Here is an 18,764-nt window from a genome sequence, read left to right as displayed (position 1 = left end):
CCTATTTACATGTTTTTTAAATATAAATACTTAATATATATATTATTAAGTTTTCTTTATAAATTCAATATTACATTTAGGGCATTTTATCTTAATTTTTCCTTTGTTTTTTGGTAACCTTAGTTTAGTCTTACAATTTGGACATTTTAAATATTTTTAAATATTTATGAGTTTTCATATCTTTTAATCTGTTAGATAATTTCTTAAATTTAAAATAAGCAGGACTTAATAATATCATAAACTTATAATTTTCCATTCTACGTTTTTGTATATTCTTAGAAAATATTCTATAAATAGATATTGCCAGAGGAATATAACTAAATAATACGAATATAGTCCAATTAGTAAATCGACTTATTATTATAAAAATTATTGATAATATTACTAAACCACTAGAAAGTTGATCTCCTCCTGATCTAGCTTCCATAAATTTTCTTAACCAATTCATTATTTCTCTCCTTTATAATACATCCATTATTTTATAATATCTCTATTAATATTCATTATATCATCTTTATATTACTTTGACCTTATTTTATACAATTATATTCAACTAATATCTATATTAGTTGAATTATAAATATTAATACAATATAATTATATTAAATATGTCTTCTTTTATAAAATGAAATAATAAATTTAAGGAGTGATTAAGTGAAGAAAAACCTTAATATAATATTAATATTCTTATTTACAATAATACTCATTATTTCTTTTCCCAGTAATTCAAAAGCAGATGATGATTTAACTATTACAACATGGGAAGTTGAGGCAAATCTTTTAAAGAATGGAGATTTAAATATAGTTGAAGATATCACTTTTAAATTTAATGATGAATTTAATGGAGTATTTAGAGAGATCATTCTAGAAAAAACTTCAGGTGTAACCGATATAAACATAAAAGAAATATCAAAAGATACAAGTACTGAATATACCCAGGTTGATGATGCTGAAAATGGAGATCAAGGAGTATTTGTAATTGATAATGATTCAAATAAAAAGATAGTTCAAATATTCTCTCCTTCAAAAAACCAACAAAAAACCTTTAGACTAAGCTATTTAGTTAAAGATGTTGCTATAAAATATAATGATATAGGAGAATTATATTATAAATTTTTAGGTAGTGAAAATAAAACTCCTATAGATAGTTTTACAGTAGATATTCAACTTGCTAAAAAAGACATAGATAATAAAGTAAAACTTTTCGCCCACGGTCCATTAAATGGGAAGATAAGTAGAAAAACAAATGATATATTCAATTTACATGTAAATGATGTTCCTAGGGACACTTTTATTGAAGGAAGAATATTATTTCCAAAAGAATTTATTCCATTATCAAACAATATTGTTGATAAAAATAATTATTCAAATATATTAGAAGAAGAGGCTTCATTACAAAAAGATATAGAGAAAAAAAACGAACGAAAAAAAGCTATTGGAAATATATTAGAAGATACTTCTATAATAGTATCAATCCTCGGTTTAGCATTATTTATCATATTATTTGCTAAATTTAGAAGGAAAAAAGATTTTTTTGAAAATCAACAATATAATAACATACCCGAAGATTGTACACCAGCTATAGCTACATATTTGACTAATAAGACAATAAATCCAAACACTATAATTGCAACAATACTTGATCTTTTCAGAAAGGGATATATCAAAGTATGTGATGGAAAAGAAATGAAAAATAAAAAGTCTGTTGAAAAAGATTTTATTATTACAAAAATGAAAGAACCAGATGATTACTTACTAAGTCACGAAAAGCATTTTATCGATTGGTTAATAAATAAGATAGGTAATAAAGAATCTGTAACTACTCAGGAAATAAAAGAATTTAGTGATAAAAATAACGCTAAATTTACGAACTATTATAGTGAATGGGTTATAAAAATAAAAGAAAATACTATATCTAAAGGATATTTTGACAAAAGTAAAAACAAATATGGATTATTATTAATATTATCATTCACTATACTACTATTAATTGGTATATTTACAATAGTATATGGAAGTTTGTTTGGATTAACAAGTATAATCATATCAACAATCCTATTAATATATGGAATTTCATTCTTTTTTAGATATTCAGATTATGGATATAATCAATATAAAAACTGGAAAGAATTTAAAAAATATATGAAAACATTTAAAAACTATTCTTCTATAGATGATTTTAATAAATATTCTTTAGATATATCCTTGATATATTCTTTAAGCCTAGGAATTGACAAAAAAATATTGCAGAAATTTAATATTAATAAAGAAGACTCTAAGAATAACTCATCCTATAATAATAGTTGGATATACTGGTATTTTCTATTAAATACTAATAATAATAATATGTTTGATAAAAGCATAAATAGTTCCTTTGGAGAAACAATTAACCCATCTTCAGGAGGAAATTTCTCAGCTGGAGGTGGTGGAGGTGCTGGCGGTGGCGGCGCTGGAGGATTCTAATAATATTAAAATAGAGGTATTATAATACCTCTATTTTTTAATCCTATTGAAGCTCCATTTTTTCTCTTTTATTAATTATATGGGATTCTATATCCTTTGCTGCTTCAACAGGATCATCCCCTATAGCCACTTTTCCACCTGTTAATCCTTCTACATCTTCTGTAAGAAGCTTTATAAGATCTGGAGCACCTGATAAGAATGGTGTTGGTGAAAGATGTGTATATGCTCCATAAGCTACTGCAAACATTCCATCAATTGTAGCCTTTTGTTCCATCCATTCTGGAGCAGTAACAGCAATTGGAAGATCAGGAATATCTACATTCAAATGATCTGCCAAAGCAGTTACAAGCATAGATATTCTTCCTGTATCTGTACATGTACCAAAACTTAATACTGGAGGTATTCCTAATGCTTTACATACTCCTTTTAGTCCATTTCCTGCCATATCAATTGCATCAATATTACACAATCCAGCCACCTCTAAACCATGATTACCACAACCTCCAGCAACCACTAATATATCTCTCTTTATTAATTCTTTTGTGATATTCACAGTATTCCAATCATGAGGACCATTTCTTAAAGTTGCACAGTTTGCTAAAGCAACTATTCCTTTAATCTGTCCCTTTGTAATAACATCAACTAAGACATCAAGGTCATTTCCTATAGCTCCAAGAACAGCTTCAGTAGAAAATCCTGCAATAGCCTTTCTTTTATGTTTTGGAACCATAGGCTCTATTTTTCCATGTCTCTTTTTAAAATTCTCTATTGCAATTTCAATACAATTATCTGCCATTTCATCCGCTTTTGCTGGATAATATGGCATCTCATGCTCTGTTCCTGGTACTCCAATTATAGTACTAACACTTACTAATGCAACTTGATACTTTTCAGCATATTGATCTATTGCTGGTGGCGAACAATTTTCCTCCATAACAAGAGCATCTACAGTTCCAGTCGCTAAAAAAGGTTCAATTGCTAGCCAATTTCCCATAAGTCCAACAAAAACATCATCTGTTTCAAATCTTTGAAGTAACTCTTGACCAGTTTCAATTGATCCTACAATTCGTATTCCTTTCGCACCAGCTTTTCTTGCTCTTTCCTGATATTCTTCCATTTTTGCTTTTTGTAAAGTTGCAACCCCTATCCAAGGTTGATGTCCATTAAACGCTATATTTACATAATCAGGATTCATAATACCCATATCTACATCAACTTCATGAGGCATTGGTGTTCCAAACAAGATGTCTTGAACCATTTCCAAACCTATTTGAGCAGTATATATAGTTGATAATCCTAAACGAAGACCTTTCTTCGCTAATGATACATAGTCTCCATCTACATTTGTTAAACAACTTGCTATAGAATTTTGTACATCATGTTCTATACCTGTAGGATAAAGATTCAAATCTCTCCAAACCTTTATTCTCTTCTTTGGTGCAAAAGCCTTCACCATAATACTTTCTTCATCAGGAGTTACTTTCATTTCTCTATCTAAAAGATCTGCTAATTGAATTGCCAATTGAGTTATATCTTGATTTGTATCAATACCAGTTTTTTCACACATCCATTTTAATTTATCCACATCAGTAATCTTAAAAGATGTTTTTCCTTCACCTGTAGCCTTTAATGTTCTAAAGGCTTCAAAAGCATGATGACCATAAGTAGCTGCTCCCATAATATTTCTCATGAGGAAATTTCTCATAGCCATAGCATCTGGACCAATACCGCAAACTCCTTTTTCTGCTCCTGCCTTATCACTAATTCTACAAGGTCCTTGACTACATAATTGACAACTTAATCCTTGAAGACAAAACTTACAACGTATTTTTTCCTGATTGTCCCACCTAGAAAATACACTTGAAAGTCCATCATCCCTTATCCTTTTAAGCATCTCTTCCACAGAATCATGATAACTTACACGACCTTCTGTTCTTTCTAAAATATTTTCAGACATACCTAACCTCCATTTAAATTTTTATTCTCTAAGTTAGTATGCCTAATTAAAACAGTAAAATACAACTAGATTTCAAAACTTTATATTAAATAAACATTTATCATATTCTGTCTACACCCACTTCAATATACTAAGAGTAATCAATATTATTCCGGCTAAAAAAGATGTCTTTAGCTGTGATTTATATTGTTTAATTCTCTCACCTAATAATGATCCGCCCAAAAGTGATATAAAATTTATTAAAAACACAAATATTAGAAAATATATTATATTAGCTCCACCTATAGCATAACCAAATCCTACCCCTAAAGAATCAATTGATAATATTATTCCTATATATAGAGATTCTTTTAAACAAATATCTCCTGAAACATCTAAATCAGCTTTTGTTACATCAAGAGCAATATCTACAATTATTCCTAATTTTGGTATCTGAAATTTAACTAGACTTTTTTCAGAATCCTCTCTATTTTTAGTAGTAGCTAGATGTTTAATATAACCTTCTAAAATAAGTAATGAACCTAAAATAATCAAAATAATGCTACTTAATAAAGTAGCAGTAAAATTTGTTATAAACTGCCTTACAATATGACCAAAAAAAACAGACATTCCTAATATAATAATAGAAAATAAATCTATAGCAAATAGAATTAATATAGGAATTCTTATCTTTTTAATACCATAAGTAACAGCTAAAGCAAAAGAATCAATACATATAGATGATGCAATTAATATAGTTTCAATCATAATCATACTCCTAATTAAAAATTTGAAAACCCATAAATATTAAAAGGATATATAAATATATTCTATTCAAACTATACTATAAAGGTTACAACACCATATGTATTTTTCATATTATATCTTTCTCTACTTATCTATTAATTTACATATAATACTGCTATAATCAAAGAACATATAGGAATTAAACTACCCCAAAATAATTGAGATACTGTATGACGCTTGATTTTAAGGGATGCCCAGTATACTAATAAAACAATAATAACTCCTAAAAGAGCCTTTAATCCAATAAAATAAACTAAAATTGAAATAGGACCTACTATTCCACATGCATGTCCACTTGCACGAATCTTTAATATTCTATTAAACAATACAATTCCTATACCAGATATAAAATATACTAAATAAATAATTAATAATTCTTTAGATACATTAAAATATAAAGCAAATACAATACTAAACAAATATCCTAAAACTCCCATTATAATAGCTAAATTACGCTGTCCTTCTCTACCTTTAAAACAAAACTTAGGTATAAAAGGTTGTAATGGATAAGCCGATATTGGTAATACTGTAAGAAATATAATTGATGCAATATAATCAAAATATCCAATAAATATATCCGGACATAATCTATAAAGAATACTTAAAGCACATAATGCCATAATCGGTGCAATTGTAAGAATTCTAATTATTTTTGCATATACATCTATTTTTTTCATTTACTTCACCCCAATAAATTTATAAATCATACAACTTCAATAATTTGACGGTCAACCGACCGATAACTCTTAAAAAATTACTCTAAATTAGATAAAAGATATGATTTACATATAATAAAAATGTCGCTCTAACTCACCACTAAAGTGACGAGTGTACGAGCGATCTTCATCAGCCGATTCAATGACTTAATTCTATCATTATAAAATCAAAAAATCAATATTACCCATATAAATAGACACATCCTTCTTACTCATTATATTAAAACCTTTGGAATTTTTGATTTTTTTAGACACTTCATAAAGAGTCTCATATTTAATTAGTTCAGAACTATAAAATCTATAAAGTTGAAAATTTAGTAATTCATCTGTATGAAACTCATAATAACCAACTAGTAATTCAAATTTTTAAAAAATCTATATCAACCAACCTTCATTAATAATATAGCCACCTAAATCTCCACCTTCTGGTCCCATCTCAATAATCCATTCAGCTTTCTGTATAAGAAACGGATTATGCTCTATTACTATAACAGTAGCTCCTTTATTAGTTAGTTCTTTTAATACATGTATTAAATTTTTTACATCCTCATCATGAAGACCAATTGTAGGTTCATCCAAAATATATAATACATCTTTTGTTTTACCTAGGCATAATTCTTTTGCAAGTTTTATTCTTTGTGCTTCTCCACCTGAAAGAGTCGTTGCATTTTGACCTAATTTTATATAAGATACTCCTACTTTATCCAACATATCAAGTATAGAAAAAATCTTTTTCTCTTCTTTGAATATTTCTTTTACATCATTAATTTCAAGTTTTAATAAATCTGAAATAGTATATCCTTTATATTTCACTTCTAAAACTTTATCTCTATATCTTTCTCCATTACACTTTGAACATGTAGTATAAATATCTGACATAAAGTGCATAGGAACAACTATGTGACCAGTTCCTTTACATTTTGGACATTGTCCTTTTTTACTATTGAAGCTAAAATGTTCCTTAGTCAATTTCTTATTCTTTGAATCGTCTAAATTAGCATAAAAATCTCTTATCAAATCAAACACTCCTGAGTAAGTTCCAGGATTAGATCGCGGAGTTCTTCCAATTGCATTTTGACTAACATAATAAACCTCTTTTAAATTTTCTATTCCAATGATTTCTTCATAATCCCCGGTAGTATCAATACTTTTCCCTAGTGCCTTTGAAATAGAGGGATATAAAGTTTTAGATACTAAGCTACTCTTCCCTGAACCACTTACACCAATAACACAAATTAATTTTGAAAGTGGTATAGTAATATCAATATTTTTTAGATTATTAGTAGTTGCACCTTTTAATGTTAATTTTCTATCCATATTAATAATTTTACTCTTAGGCTTAAAATTAAATTTGTCAGTACCTTTCTTCTGTTCAGTTAGTTTTGATAATTTTTGATCAATATTCACTTCTTCAGCTCGTATTAATTCACCACCATATTTTCCTGCTCTTGGCCCTATCTCCACTATATAATCTGCCATGTCAATAAATTCTTTTTTATGTTCTACCATAATAACTGTATTCTTAAGTTTCTTCAAATCTTTAATACTTTTCATAAGAAAACTATAATCTCTTGGATGAAGTCCTTTAGATGGCTCATCCATTATATAAAGAATATTTGTTAACCCTGAACCAAATTGAATCGCAAGCTTCAATCTTTGAGCTTCTCCACCAGAAAGAGAAGGAATACTTCTATCTAAACTTAAATATCCTAACCCAACTTGTTCTATTTTCCTTAATCGATACAAAAGTTTCATGAAAATAGCTTTTGATTTTTTTCTCTCATCATCACTTAATGAATTGTATATTCTATGACACCAATCACTTAAATTTGTAATATTCATAGACGCAACTTCTGGATATCTTGTCATTCCAATTTGTACTAACCGTCCTTCTTCCATCAAACGTTCTCCATTGCAACGACTACATTTCCTTTTTACAATAAAACGTTCAAGGTGCTTTATAGATTTATCTGCATTATTATCTTTTAAAAGACGATGAATAGTATTCACTACTCCCTCAACAGGTCTTGTTATAGTTCCTTTTCTACCATTAGAATTTTCATAATTTAAACTAACTTTTCTATTACCTGTACCATAAAAAAGTTGTTCTTTAAATTTAGCAGAAAGTTCCTTAAAAGGTACTTCTAAATCCTCTTTCATATCATCAGCTAGTGCAAGTACCTCTCCTTTCATCCAATTTGCATTAGGATTCTCCCTATATTTTCTTAATTTTCCCCACCAAACTGAAGCCCCATCTAAAATTGATTTTTGTGGATTACTTACTATTAAATTAACATCAATCTGCATTTCTTCTCCTAACCCTTTACAAACAGGGCACATATAATCAGGATTATTATAACTAAATAAAGATGGTGTCAATTGAAAATAAATAGTACCGCATTTACTACAAACATTATTATCAGGAACAAATTCATGACAATTAGGACATATTCTTTTACCAATAGTAGCATATAATAATTTTAAATAATCCGCTGTTCCAGATACTGATCCAACTGTTGATCTTGGATTCATCCCTAGGTTCTTCTGATCAATAGCAATAGCTGGTTGTAGACCAGTTATTTTTTCTACATTTGAATCATTAATGTTATTATCTATGGGTAAATTTGAAAAAAACAAATCAATAAATTGTTTTTGACTCTCACGATATATAGTATCAAATGCAAGACTTGATTTCCCACTACCACTTACCCCTGTAAACACTATAATTTTCTCTTTAGGTATTTTTACTGAAACATTCTTTAAATTATGAATTGAAGCATTCTCTACTAAAATTTCATTAACATTCATCTTTTCTAGTTCCAATTCATCTTTCGGTTCAAGCTCTTGTATATAAATTTTTTCTTCATCCATAATATTTTCTGATTCACTGTAATTTGATTCAATATTTCCTTTAGATTCTTTAAATACTTTATAATCAGTCCAATGTTCTACCCACTTTGGCACCTTAACATCATTAAATGTATCAACAACGTTATAAGACATAATCTGAAGTATCCTTGAATTCTCAAATCCATCAAATCCACAAATCTTTAAAAAATGATTATACTTATCCACAAATTCTACCTTTACAACTGTAGATGCAATAGGATTTGGTCTTACAGGTGATCTTGTAGCAAAAACTCCACATCTTGGTGCATTTTCATAAGGAGGTTTACACATATAATTCTTTCGAAATTCTTTTTTATCAAATCTATGAAACCACCAGAGCACTCTTATATAATCCCCTGCTTTTATCTTTTCTAACTCTGACTCTATTTTCTTACTTGTCAAAAACTCAGATTCATGAAACTGTATTACACCTACATTATTAATAAATAGATATTCTCCTATAGAATCCCCATTAAAAGGAATCAAAATAGCTTCTTGTTTTTTAAAAATATCTTTTATATTTTCTTCACATGGAAAATATGGCTTTATATCTATAATCTCACCTTTTATATTATTTTTTTCAATTAAAATTTGACCATTTTTTTCATCTACCATATGCATTTTTGTTCCATAACAAAAAAGTTCATCACTATCTTTAGTAAAAACAAGGCAATGACTAAAATCATCTAGTTTTATCATAGCCTTTTCTAAACCTTTTTTAAAATTGATTTTTATAATATCTTCTCTTTCTTCACTAACTTTGCTTATAATTTTATGATCTCCAATAAATTCAAATTCTATTTTTTTCATGATTCCTCCTCATTTTAAAGAGGAGTTATTGGTATAAATATATCTACAATCTTCTCCTCTTTATTTTCATAGCATCCTTGAGGTGGATAATATTCAAAACACATTCGATCATCTGGTATATATCCACTTTGTGGAAGCCATTTTGATAACATATAATTCCAAGCAAGCTTATACTCATCTGATTTTAAAAGAAATCTTCCTACTACATATTTTCCTCCTTCTAAAATCATACTTCCAAATTCACCATCTACTTGTATATCTTCATTGATAGACATACAAACACTTATTCTTAATTGTTCTTCCATTGTTAAATCATCAAAATCATGATATACAACAAACCATTTTGAATCATTTCTTATATATTTTTTTGAATTAGTAAAAGAATATAATTTTAAAAATAATTCTTCAAAAAGTTTGCCATTACCTTCATAAGGACCAGTATGTCTTATATAAATCACTCTTGTATCCTTTATTGGTTTAACATATAACCTTATAGGTCTAGTATACCTAATCTTTGAATCATACACTTTTCCATTTATGCTAAAATCCTTTTCTTTTACATTATTAATCATCTGCATATTTTCAAATTGATTTAAACTTCTATATTTACTTGCACTCATACCAAATTTTTCTCTAAAAGCTTTTGCAAAAGATGCTTGATTAGAAAAACCAACGGATAATGCAATATCTTGAATGGATCTTTTATTGTTAGCAAGTAACAAAAATGTAGCTTTCTCAAGGCGCAATCTCTTAATATAACTATAAAGACTCTCACCAGTCATATACCGATAAATCCTTTGAAAATGAAATTTAGAAAAATTAGCAATTTTAGCAAGTTGCTCTATACTTAACTCTTCATCTATATTTTTTTCAATATAATCTTGTACTTTATTAATTTTAGAAATATAAACTAATTTTGATTCATTACATTTAGAATTCATAATATCTCCCTATCATATCTATTTCGTATTCATTTATCTAATCATTCAATATAAATATATAAAATTCCTTCAAACACTAAAAGTTTAAAATTAATACCATAAAAATATTATTCTTACAATATCTTTAACAATACACCTTAAGTAAATAATAATTTTACAAAACTAGACATCAAAAGAGAAGATATATATTTTTTATTATGCTAAACTCTAATTTAAGGAGGTGAGGATATGGAATGGCTTAAACAATTAAGCCAAGCAATCGATTATATAGAAGAAAATCTAGAAAATGATATCTCTTATGATAAAGCTGCAAAAATTGCTTGTTGTTCAACCTATTATTTTCAGCGAATGTTTTCTTATGTAACTGGTGTTCCAATATCCGAATATATTCGTCGTAGAAGAATGACAAAAGCAGCTTTTGAATTACAAACAAGTAATTCTAAAATCATGGATATAGGCTCAAAATATGGATATGATTCACCTACATCTTTTAATCGTGCATTTCAAAAAGTACATGGTGTTGCTCCAACTGTTGCACGCATGGAAGGAAGTATATTAAATTCTTATCCACGAATTAGTTTTTCTATTAATGTCACTGGAGGTACAAATATGAAATATAGAATAGAAACAAAAGGTCCTATTCGAATTGTTGGAGTCAGGATTGCATTACAAGAAGACCAAGAACAAAATTTCAAAGTAGTCCCTAAATTTTGGAATAAAACAATAAAAAGCAATTTAATTTCAGAAATTAGAAAATTAACAAATCAAATTCCACATGGGATTTTAGGTATTACAGTCTATGAAAATTTTGAAAAAATCTACTACTATATTTCAGCTTCTACAAATAAACCTGCTCCAAAAAATTTCTTTGAATATGAGATCCCAGCAGCTACATGGGTCATTTTTGAATGCGATGGGCCATTTCAAAACTCTATTCAAACTATATTCAAACGATTCCTTACAGAATGGCTTCCTTTTTCTGGTTATGATTATGCTGGATTACCAGATATAGAAGTTTATCCTACGAACAACTCAAAATCAAAAGATGGACATTCAGAAGTCTGGATAGCAATTAAAAATGTAAAACAATCTAAACATATGGAGGTAAAGTAAATGAATTATAATATTGAAATAAAAAATACTGAGCCTATTACTGTAGCAACTATGAGCTATAATGGTCCTATAACCGAGGCAACTAAATTTTTCCCAAAAATATTTAAAGCAATCAAAGGCAAATCAAATGGTGCTCCTTTTTTCTGCTACCATGAATTTAATGAAAAAACTGGCATTGGTAAAATAGAATTATGTGTTCCTACATCTGAAGTTCCGAATGCTAATGGTATAACACTAAAAAATTTGTCACCCAAAAAAGTAGTATGCCTTACACATATTGGTCCTTATGATACTCTACCAATGGCCTATGAAACTATGCACTGTTATATACAGGAACATAATTTATCTGTTAAAAGACCATGGAGAGAAGTATTTATAAAAGGTCCAGGAATGATTCTAAAAGGTAACCCAAATAAATATATTACAGAGATTCTATACCCACTAAAAGAGGAGAAATAAAATGCTTGCAATTGAAATCAATAGATTAATTAAACAATACAAAAATGGCGTTAAAGCACTAGATAATGTAAATCTAAAAGTAAATGAAGGAGAGATTTTTTCTTTATTAGGACCAAACGGTGCAGGAAAATCTTCTTTAATTAATATATTAACAACGTATTATAACCCTACATCTGGAAATGTAACAATACTAGGAAAAGATTTATCTAAAAACTCAACTTGGATTCGCACACAAATTGCTTGTGTTGCACAACGTATATCTATTGATGAGCATCTATCCCTTATGGAAAATATGCTTTTCCAAAGTAAGTTATATAAAGTAAATCCAGAAATCGCGAAAAAAAGAATAGATTCTTTGATTAATAATTTCGAACTTTCAAAGTATTTAAAATATCCTACAGCATCCTATTCAGGTGGAATAAAACGCAGACTAGACATCGCCATGAATATGATATCAATGCCTAAAATATTATTTTTAGATGAACCTACAATTGGAATGGATGTTAATTCTCGTAAAGCTATGTGGAAAATGCTTTTAAAAATTAGAAATGAATATAAAACAACCATTTTCCTTACAACTCATTATCTTGAAGAAGCTGAACAACTAAGTGATAGTATTTGCATTATGAAAAATGGTAAAGTATTGACTCAAGGAACATCTAAAAAATTAAAGAACTATATCAATCCCAATATGATTCGTATAACATTTCCTAGTATTGAACAAGCAAAAAAATGCAAATATACTATTGATAAAATAGGACTCACTAAATTTACCAATATACAAGATAATTCTATTCTTACAAATGTAATTAACCGTAGAACAGCTTTTACATCTATCAATAAATGGCTTTTGGAACAGAATATAGAATTTGATTCAATTGAAATTATAGAACCTAGTCTTGAAGACGTTTTTTTAACATTAACATCTTCAAAAGAAAGTGAAGAGGAGGAATGGAAATGATAAATATTTTATGGCGTAACATAAAATGGCGTATTCAAAACCCTATTGCCATTATTATACCATTATTACAACCACTTATTTGGCTTGTTTTGTACAGTGCTGTTGCAAACCAAACATTACAAGATACAGGAATCACTAATTATACTGCTTTCATTCTGCCAGGCATCATAATACTCGTTACATTTGGTGCCTGTTGCAGTAGTGGTATGATTAATTTCATCATGAAATCTAATGGTAGTTTTTTCAGAATCTTAATTGCACCTATAAGTAGAACATCAATTGTATTAGGACAAATATTGGAAGCAATATTAATATCCTTCATAGAAGTAATAATTTTATTTCTAGTAAGTCTTTTTTACTCAGTAACAATAGCATCGGGTACTACAGGAATTGCCTTCATGGTATTATTAATCTTTATAACAGCTTTTTTCATGTCAAGTCTTGCCTATACTATTAGTCTTTTTCTACCTAATGAAGTTATCTATGAAACCATTATGACTGCAATTGTGCTTCCTATCTTTTTTTTAAGCTCAGCTCTTTTTCCTCCAGAAAACTTATCTGGAGGGTTAGCAATAGCCGTAACACTTAATCCATTTACACATATCATTAACAGTTTACGTAGTCTAATATTTGAAAAATCAATCTTATTAGAAAACATTTTACCTGTTATTGGGCTATTTATAATTCTCTGTTGTGGTAGCTTTGCATTAGCAATATGGAAACTAAAAAAAGAAACTGCTAACTAATTAATATACAAAAACGAAACAAAAAACATAATTAATGATTTTATATCTACAAAATTTATCATAATAAAGGCGTTTTTGGCTTGATATCGAGCCAAAAACGCCTTTAAAACTCAACCTAAAATAAGTTTAACAAGCAATAATTTCCTTAATTAAAAACTCATTACCACCCAACAAATCCCATTCTTCACTTTCGCAATCAGGACATTTCTTTTGAGCTTCAATTAAATTAAATACTTTGTTACAGTTTTTGCATATAGCATTACATGGTAATATCTCTATTTTAAGCTTTGTATCCTGCAATAATGTGCCATCAACTGCAGCTGGATAACATGCTTCAACATACTTAGGAACCATCGAAGAAAGTTCACCAATTTGAAGAACTAATGTATCAATTTCTACTATTCTATTCTTTTTTGCAAAACTTTCAACTTTTTTAACAACTTCTATTATAACTCCTAATTCATGCAAATGAACTCACCTCTACTCATCTAAATTAAAATACTTATACTTTTAATTATATATATGAAAATTTAATCTGTTATATCAGCAGCCTTTTGATATTGTTTTGTATCATTCCAAATTTCATCTTTTAAAGGATTAAAACGATTCTTTATAATTCTATATACTTGCCAAATTGCAAGAATAACATTTAGACCTAAAGATACTAAAGATATAGTCCAATTAGCTGCAGGGTTATAACTTACACTAACATTAAAAGTACTTCCTGTTGCAAAAAAGTATGGGAAAGTCATTACCCACATCATCCAAAATGACAATGTATGTGCACGATTTTCCATCCAAGTTCCCTTTGCCCAAAATAAAGCAGGAATAATTGGTGCTATATTTAATGCTACACCTGAATATAAGGCATTACCTGGTGCACAAGAATATACATATGCAATATTCCAAACAGCATAAGCTATAATATACATAATAGTCTGATCTGACCATATCATATCTTTATGTTTACCTTTAGTTCTATAAATACCAGACCATCCACAAATCAATAACATATTAATTATACCTGCAATAGCATTTGCATAATTCCAACCACCAGAAATATAATACATATCATCAACTATTCCATTAAATCCAGATAAACCAACCTGTAATTCTCGTATCGCCGCTTCTAAAATATTTATAGCTAAAATAGCTGGAACAAGACAAATATACCATTTATGCTTTTCATGATAATCTGTGAGTCTTATAACCATAAAAATTATACTACCTGTAAGAGCAGAATACACCTTGACCCAAGTAAACCAAGATGTAATCTCACTTTCCTTCATTAGCCAAATTGGAGTAAGTATCGCTGGTAAAATAATGAACATAGCAATACTCTTCCATTTACCTAAACGTACAAATTCATTCAACCCTATAAGAATTCCTAAAACTGCTAACCACATGACTACATCATACCAATGAATTGCTTCGAAAAAGAACATAAAATAACACTCCTTCCATTTTATTTATTGAAACTAATCTTACTTAATAAATTTACGAAAAGATGTCTTTACCTTTTTAACTGCAATTCTTCCTTTACGTTTTATAGCATATTTCATAATAGTAGGTTTTAATTCACTCAACTCTACACTAGAAGCATCATATTTTCTCACCAGTGAAATTGCATCAAACTTACATTTAGTCACACAAGAACCACATCCCACACATAAATATTCATCTACAACTGTAGCACCACAACCAAGACAACGTTCTGTTTCCTTTTTTACTTGTTCTTCTGTAAAAGTAGTACGTAAATCTCTAAAGGTATCCTTTGATTTGTTTCCATCAATATGACTCAATTTTTGCCTTGGAAGACGATCATATCCTTCAAGATTAAGATTATCTTTATCAAGTCCAGTATATTCTCTTCTGGTACGGCCTAGAATTAAACTTTGACCAGGCTGAACATAGCGATGAATAGAAATAGCACCTTCTTTACCTAAAGCAATAGCATCAATAGCAAATTTAGGACCAGTTAATACATCTCCACCAGTAAATATATCAGGCTCATCAGTTTGATAGGTAAGAGAATCTGCTTTAATAGTCTTATTGGAGTTTAATTCTATTTTAGTATCTGCAATTAGATTACCCCATTCTACTGATTGACCTACTGAAATCAATATATTATTTGCTTTAACAACTATACTTTCATTTTCATCAAATTTAGGATTAAATCTTTTATTTTCATCAAACACACTAATACATTTTTTAAATTCTATTCCAGTAACACGTCCATCCTCTGTAAGAATTCTCTTAGGTCCCCAGGAGTTATTAATATCAATTCCTTCTGTTAAAGCCTCTTCAATTTCTTCCTCAAGAGCCGGCATTTCTTTCCTACTTTCCAAACAATACATATCTACTTCTGATTTACTAATTCGTATAGCAGTTCGAGCAACATCAACAGCAACATTTCCACCACCAATAACAATAGTTGATCCTTCCATTTTTATATCTTTATTAAGATTAACCTTACCTAAGAAATCAACACCAGTAATAGCTCCCTCAGCTTCTTCCCCATCAATACCAAGATACCTACCTGTTTGGGCACCAATTGCTATATAAAAGGCTTCAAATCCCTCCTTTCTTAAATCATTAATAGTCACATCTTTACCTACTTCAACGCCTGTCTTAAACTTAACGCCTAATTCTTTCAAAACATCAATTTCTGCATTAACTACATCTTTTTCTAATCTGTAGGATGGAATTCCTAATGTCAACATACCTCCAAGTACTTCTTGTTTTTCAAACACCATTACATCATAACCATCAATAGCTAAATAATAAGCACAAGAAAGTCCACAAGGTCCTGCACCGATAATAGCAATTTTATTTCCATATCCATGTTTAATTTTGGGTAAATAACGATGATCGATGTTCAAATCTTGTTCTGCAATAAATTTCTTAATGTCATCAATAGCAATAGGATCATCAATATCTGTTCTAGTACATTCAGATTCACAGTTTCTAGGACAGATACGTCCACATACTGCCGGAAATGGATTCTCTTGTTTAATAAGCTCAAGAGCTTCAGTATATCTTCCTTGAGAAGCTAATTTAATATAACCCTGAATTCCAATATGAGCAGGACATTCTGCCTTACAAGGACTTGTTCCAGTATCAACAACAACTTTTCTATTAGTTCTATAATCGGGATTCCACTTATCTGGTCCCCATTCTGTATCATAGGGTAAAGGACGTTCTTCCTCTACTATAGGTATTTTAGTACATATCTTCTGACCTAATCTCAATGCATTAACAGGACAATTTTCAACACATTCTCCACAAGCAACGCATTTATCTTTATCTACCTGAGAAGCATAATTTGAACGAACCATATCAGAATTCAAAAACATTTCAGCACTTCTTAAAGATAAACATGAACAACCACAACAATTACAAATTGCATGAGTTTTTCCAGGGCCATCTGTATTTGGTATCTGATGTATTAAACCATTATCTTCAGCTTTTTTTATAATTTCAAAAGCTTCTTCTCGAGTAATTTCTCGCCCTCTATCTGTACGAATATAGTATTCAGCAGCATGCCCCATTTGAATACACATATCTTCCTTCAAGTGTCCACACCCTTCTCCCATAGCTTCCCTTGCTGTACGACAAGAACAATCCGAAACTGAAAAAATTTCATTCTCATTAAGATATTTAGAAACTTCTTCATAAGATGCTTTTCTTGTCTCTCCCATAATAGATTCTTCTATAGGAATAACACGCATTAATCCTACACCTACTGGAAAATTACCTGCTGTCCCTGGCCCCCTTACTCTTCCATATGCTTCAAATGCTTCAGCAATTTGTGGATACTTTTTAACATTTTCCTTATTATTAACCATCATTTCCATATGTCCTGGAATCCAAATATCATGCCAATATTTATCGACACCATCAATCTCATTAACAAAACAAACACCAGCGACTGCCAATTCCCATAAAAGTTTCTCTGTTTCCTCTACAGATTTACCACATAAATCAGCAATTTCTTCTGAACTCTTTGGCTTACGTAATTCAAGACAAAGTGCTACTTCTGCCATTTCCTCTGTAACTACGGGTTCTAAAATTCTATATTCTGGATCTTCTGGTTTAATTTCTGATCTTGAACCACGTTTTGTTCTACTAATCTTATTTGCAAGATCCAATACCCTTTCTTTTACCATAATATACACCTCTAAAATATAATTTTACTTCAGTCTATTTTTCTTTCTACTTTTTCACTTGAGTACGTATCCAATCAACCCACTCATTAATACCTTCACCAGTTTTAGCGGATATTGGGATAATTTTAATATTTGGATTCAATTTTTTTGCACGCTTTTTAACTGCATCTAAATCAAAATCAAAATAATCAATTGTATCTATCTTATTAATTAATAAAACATTAACCATTGAAAACATCAATGGATATTTTAGAGGTTTATCGTCTCCCTCTGGTACACTTAAAATCATTGCATTTTTTGATGCTCCAGTATCAAACTCTGCTGGACATACTAAATTTCCTACATTTTCTAAAATAGCAAAATCAATTTCCTTTGTTCCCAATTCTAATAATCCCTGCTTAGTCATATCTGCATCAAGATGACACATTCCACCTGTATGCAATTGAATTACTTCTACACCAGTCTGAACAACAGCATGAGCATCAACATCTGAATCAATATCAGCTTCTAAAACTCCAATCCTCATTTCATCCTTTAAAGCTTCAATTGTTCTTAAAACAGTTGTAGTCTTACCTGATCCTGGAGATGACATCAAATTCAGTAAAAAAACGTTTTCTTTTTCTAGTTTCTCTCTAAGTAAATTAGCTTGTCGCTCATTATCTTCAAAAACACTTTCCTTAATCTCAATAACTTTAAATTTATCCATATACTTTCCTCCTTAATTTATTCCAATTTTTCTTTTATTTTTTTATAC

General features: G+C 29.3%; 15 protein-coding genes. 5 read left to right on the top strand and 10 right to left on the bottom strand.

The window, feature by feature from the left end; genetic code table 11:
- Nucleotides 1-130: 130 nt before the first annotated feature.
- The gene (locus GOQ29_RS13070) at nt 131-448 is read right to left on the bottom strand and encodes a hypothetical protein (RefSeq protein ID WP_350446030.1); all 318 of its coding nucleotides are present in this window, start codon (nt 446-448) and stop codon (nt 131-133) included.
- Between the two features lie 206 nt (nt 449-654).
- Between GOQ29_RS13070 and GOQ29_RS13065 the strand changes: the two genes are divergently transcribed.
- Nucleotides 655-2,463, top strand: a complete 1,809-nt coding sequence (locus GOQ29_RS13065) for a DUF2207 family protein (protein WP_350446029.1) — start codon at nt 655-657, stop codon at nt 2,461-2,463.
- 43 nt (nt 2,464-2,506) lie between these two features.
- Here the strand turns inward: GOQ29_RS13065 and cooS are convergent, their stop codons facing one another.
- The 5 genes from cooS to GOQ29_RS13040 form a co-directional block, all read right to left on the bottom strand.
- Nucleotides 2,507-4,420, bottom strand: a complete 1,914-nt coding sequence (gene cooS, locus GOQ29_RS13060) for an anaerobic carbon-monoxide dehydrogenase catalytic subunit (RefSeq protein WP_203373109.1) — start codon at nt 4,418-4,420, stop codon at nt 2,507-2,509.
- 111 nt (nt 4,421-4,531) lie between these two features.
- The gene (locus GOQ29_RS13055; RefSeq protein ID WP_203373108.1) at nt 4,532-5,167 is read right to left on the bottom strand and encodes a manganese efflux pump; all 636 of its coding nucleotides are present in this window, start codon (nt 5,165-5,167) and stop codon (nt 4,532-4,534) included.
- Between the two features lie 134 nt (nt 5,168-5,301).
- Nucleotides 5,302-5,883, bottom strand: coding sequence for a hypothetical protein (locus GOQ29_RS13050; RefSeq protein ID WP_203373107.1), 582 nt, complete (start codon nt 5,881-5,883; stop codon nt 5,302-5,304).
- A 414-nt stretch (nt 5,884-6,297) separates the two neighbouring features.
- On the bottom strand, nt 6,298-9,621 hold the full coding sequence (locus GOQ29_RS13045; RefSeq protein WP_203373106.1) for a TrmO family methyltransferase domain-containing protein: 3,324 nt from the start codon (nt 9,619-9,621) through the stop codon (nt 6,298-6,300).
- A 14-nt stretch (nt 9,622-9,635) separates the two neighbouring features.
- Nucleotides 9,636-10,562, bottom strand: coding sequence for an AraC family transcriptional regulator (locus GOQ29_RS13040; RefSeq protein ID WP_203373105.1), 927 nt, complete (start codon nt 10,560-10,562; stop codon nt 9,636-9,638).
- Between the two features lie 228 nt (nt 10,563-10,790).
- Between GOQ29_RS13040 and GOQ29_RS13035 the strand changes: the two genes are divergently transcribed.
- Genes GOQ29_RS13035 through GOQ29_RS13020 form a run of 4 tightly spaced genes read left to right on the top strand, consistent with a single transcriptional unit; the run spans nt 10,791 to nt 13,841 of the window.
- A complete protein-coding gene (locus GOQ29_RS13035) occupies nt 10,791-11,675 on the top strand; it encodes an AraC family transcriptional regulator (RefSeq protein ID WP_203373104.1) in 885 nt (294 codons plus the stop codon).
- Entirely contained in the window at nt 11,676-12,134 is a 459-nt protein-coding gene (locus GOQ29_RS13030) for a GyrI-like domain-containing protein (protein WP_203373103.1), read from the top strand.
- Nucleotide 12,135: 1 nt separating this feature from the next.
- The gene (locus tag GOQ29_RS13025; RefSeq protein ID WP_203373102.1) at nt 12,136-13,095 is read left to right on the top strand and encodes an ABC transporter ATP-binding protein; all 960 of its coding nucleotides are present in this window, start codon (nt 12,136-12,138) and stop codon (nt 13,093-13,095) included.
- Nucleotides 13,092-13,841, top strand: coding sequence for an ABC transporter permease (locus GOQ29_RS13020; protein ID WP_203373101.1), 750 nt, complete (start codon nt 13,092-13,094; stop codon nt 13,839-13,841). Before GOQ29_RS13025 ends, GOQ29_RS13020 begins: the two co-directional genes overlap by 4 nt.
- 126 nt (nt 13,842-13,967) lie before the next feature.
- Here GOQ29_RS13020 and GOQ29_RS13015 read toward each other — a convergent pair whose 3' ends face one another.
- The 4 genes from GOQ29_RS13015 to hypB all read right to left on the bottom strand — a co-directional run bounded on the left by GOQ29_RS13015 (nt 13,968) and on the right by hypB (nt 18,716).
- Nucleotides 13,968-14,309 (bottom strand): hydrogenase maturation nickel metallochaperone HypA, encoded by a 342-nt coding sequence (locus tag GOQ29_RS13015; RefSeq protein WP_203373100.1) that lies wholly within the window; start codon nt 14,307-14,309, stop codon nt 13,968-13,970.
- 62 nt (nt 14,310-14,371) lie between these two features.
- The gene (locus GOQ29_RS13010) at nt 14,372-15,286 is read right to left on the bottom strand and encodes a DUF5692 family protein (RefSeq protein WP_203373099.1); all 915 of its coding nucleotides are present in this window, start codon (nt 15,284-15,286) and stop codon (nt 14,372-14,374) included.
- Nucleotides 15,287-15,325: 39 nt separating this feature from the next.
- A complete protein-coding gene (locus GOQ29_RS13005) occupies nt 15,326-18,010 on the bottom strand; it encodes an FAD-dependent oxidoreductase (protein ID WP_203373098.1) in 2,685 nt (894 codons plus the stop codon).
- Nucleotides 18,011-18,056: 46 nt separating this feature from the next.
- Entirely contained in the window at nt 18,057-18,716 is a 660-nt protein-coding gene (hypB, locus tag GOQ29_RS13000; protein WP_203373097.1) for a hydrogenase nickel incorporation protein HypB, read from the bottom strand.
- Nucleotides 18,717-18,764: the final 48 nt, after the last annotated feature.

This window comes from Anaeromonas gelatinilytica (assembly GCF_016820635.1).
Taxonomy (GTDB): domain Bacteria; phylum Bacillota; class Clostridia; order Tissierellales; family SIT17; genus Anaeromonas; species Anaeromonas gelatinilytica.
This window is presented reverse-complemented; position numbering and strand designations above follow the sequence as displayed.

Bases quoted from the DNA above. Each gene is read 5' to 3' on its own strand.
- GOQ29_RS13070 (WP_350446030.1), bottom strand. From the start codon at position 448: ATGAATTGGTTAAGAAAATTTATGGAAGCTAGATCAGGAGGAGATCAA.
- cooS (WP_203373109.1), bottom strand. From the start codon at position 4,420: ATGTCTGAAAATATTTTAGAAAGAACAGAAGGTCGTGTAAGTTATCAT.
- GOQ29_RS13055 (WP_203373108.1), bottom strand. From the start codon at position 5,167: ATGATTGAAACTATATTAATTGCATCATCTATATGTATTGATTCTTTT.
- GOQ29_RS13050 (WP_203373107.1), bottom strand. From the start codon at position 5,883: ATGAAAAAAATAGATGTATATGCAAAAATAATTAGAATTCTTACAATT.
- GOQ29_RS13045 (WP_203373106.1), bottom strand. From the start codon at position 9,621: ATGAAAAAAATAGAATTTGAATTTATTGGAGATCATAAAATTATAAGC.
- GOQ29_RS13040 (WP_203373105.1), bottom strand. From the start codon at position 10,562: ATGAATTCTAAATGTAATGAATCAAAATTAGTTTATATTTCTAAAATT.
- GOQ29_RS13035 (WP_203373104.1), top strand. From the start codon at position 10,791: ATGGAATGGCTTAAACAATTAAGCCAAGCAATCGATTATATAGAAGAA.
- GOQ29_RS13030 (WP_203373103.1), top strand. From the start codon at position 11,676: ATGAATTATAATATTGAAATAAAAAATACTGAGCCTATTACTGTAGCA.
- GOQ29_RS13025 (WP_203373102.1), top strand. From the start codon at position 12,136: ATGCTTGCAATTGAAATCAATAGATTAATTAAACAATACAAAAATGGC.
- GOQ29_RS13020 (WP_203373101.1), top strand. From the start codon at position 13,092: ATGATAAATATTTTATGGCGTAACATAAAATGGCGTATTCAAAACCCT.
- GOQ29_RS13010 (WP_203373099.1), bottom strand. From the start codon at position 15,286: ATGTTCTTTTTCGAAGCAATTCATTGGTATGATGTAGTCATGTGGTTA.
- GOQ29_RS13005 (WP_203373098.1), bottom strand. From the start codon at position 18,010: ATGGTAAAAGAAAGGGTATTGGATCTTGCAAATAAGATTAGTAGAACA.
- hypB (WP_203373097.1), bottom strand. From the start codon at position 18,716: ATGGATAAATTTAAAGTTATTGAGATTAAGGAAAGTGTTTTTGAAGAT.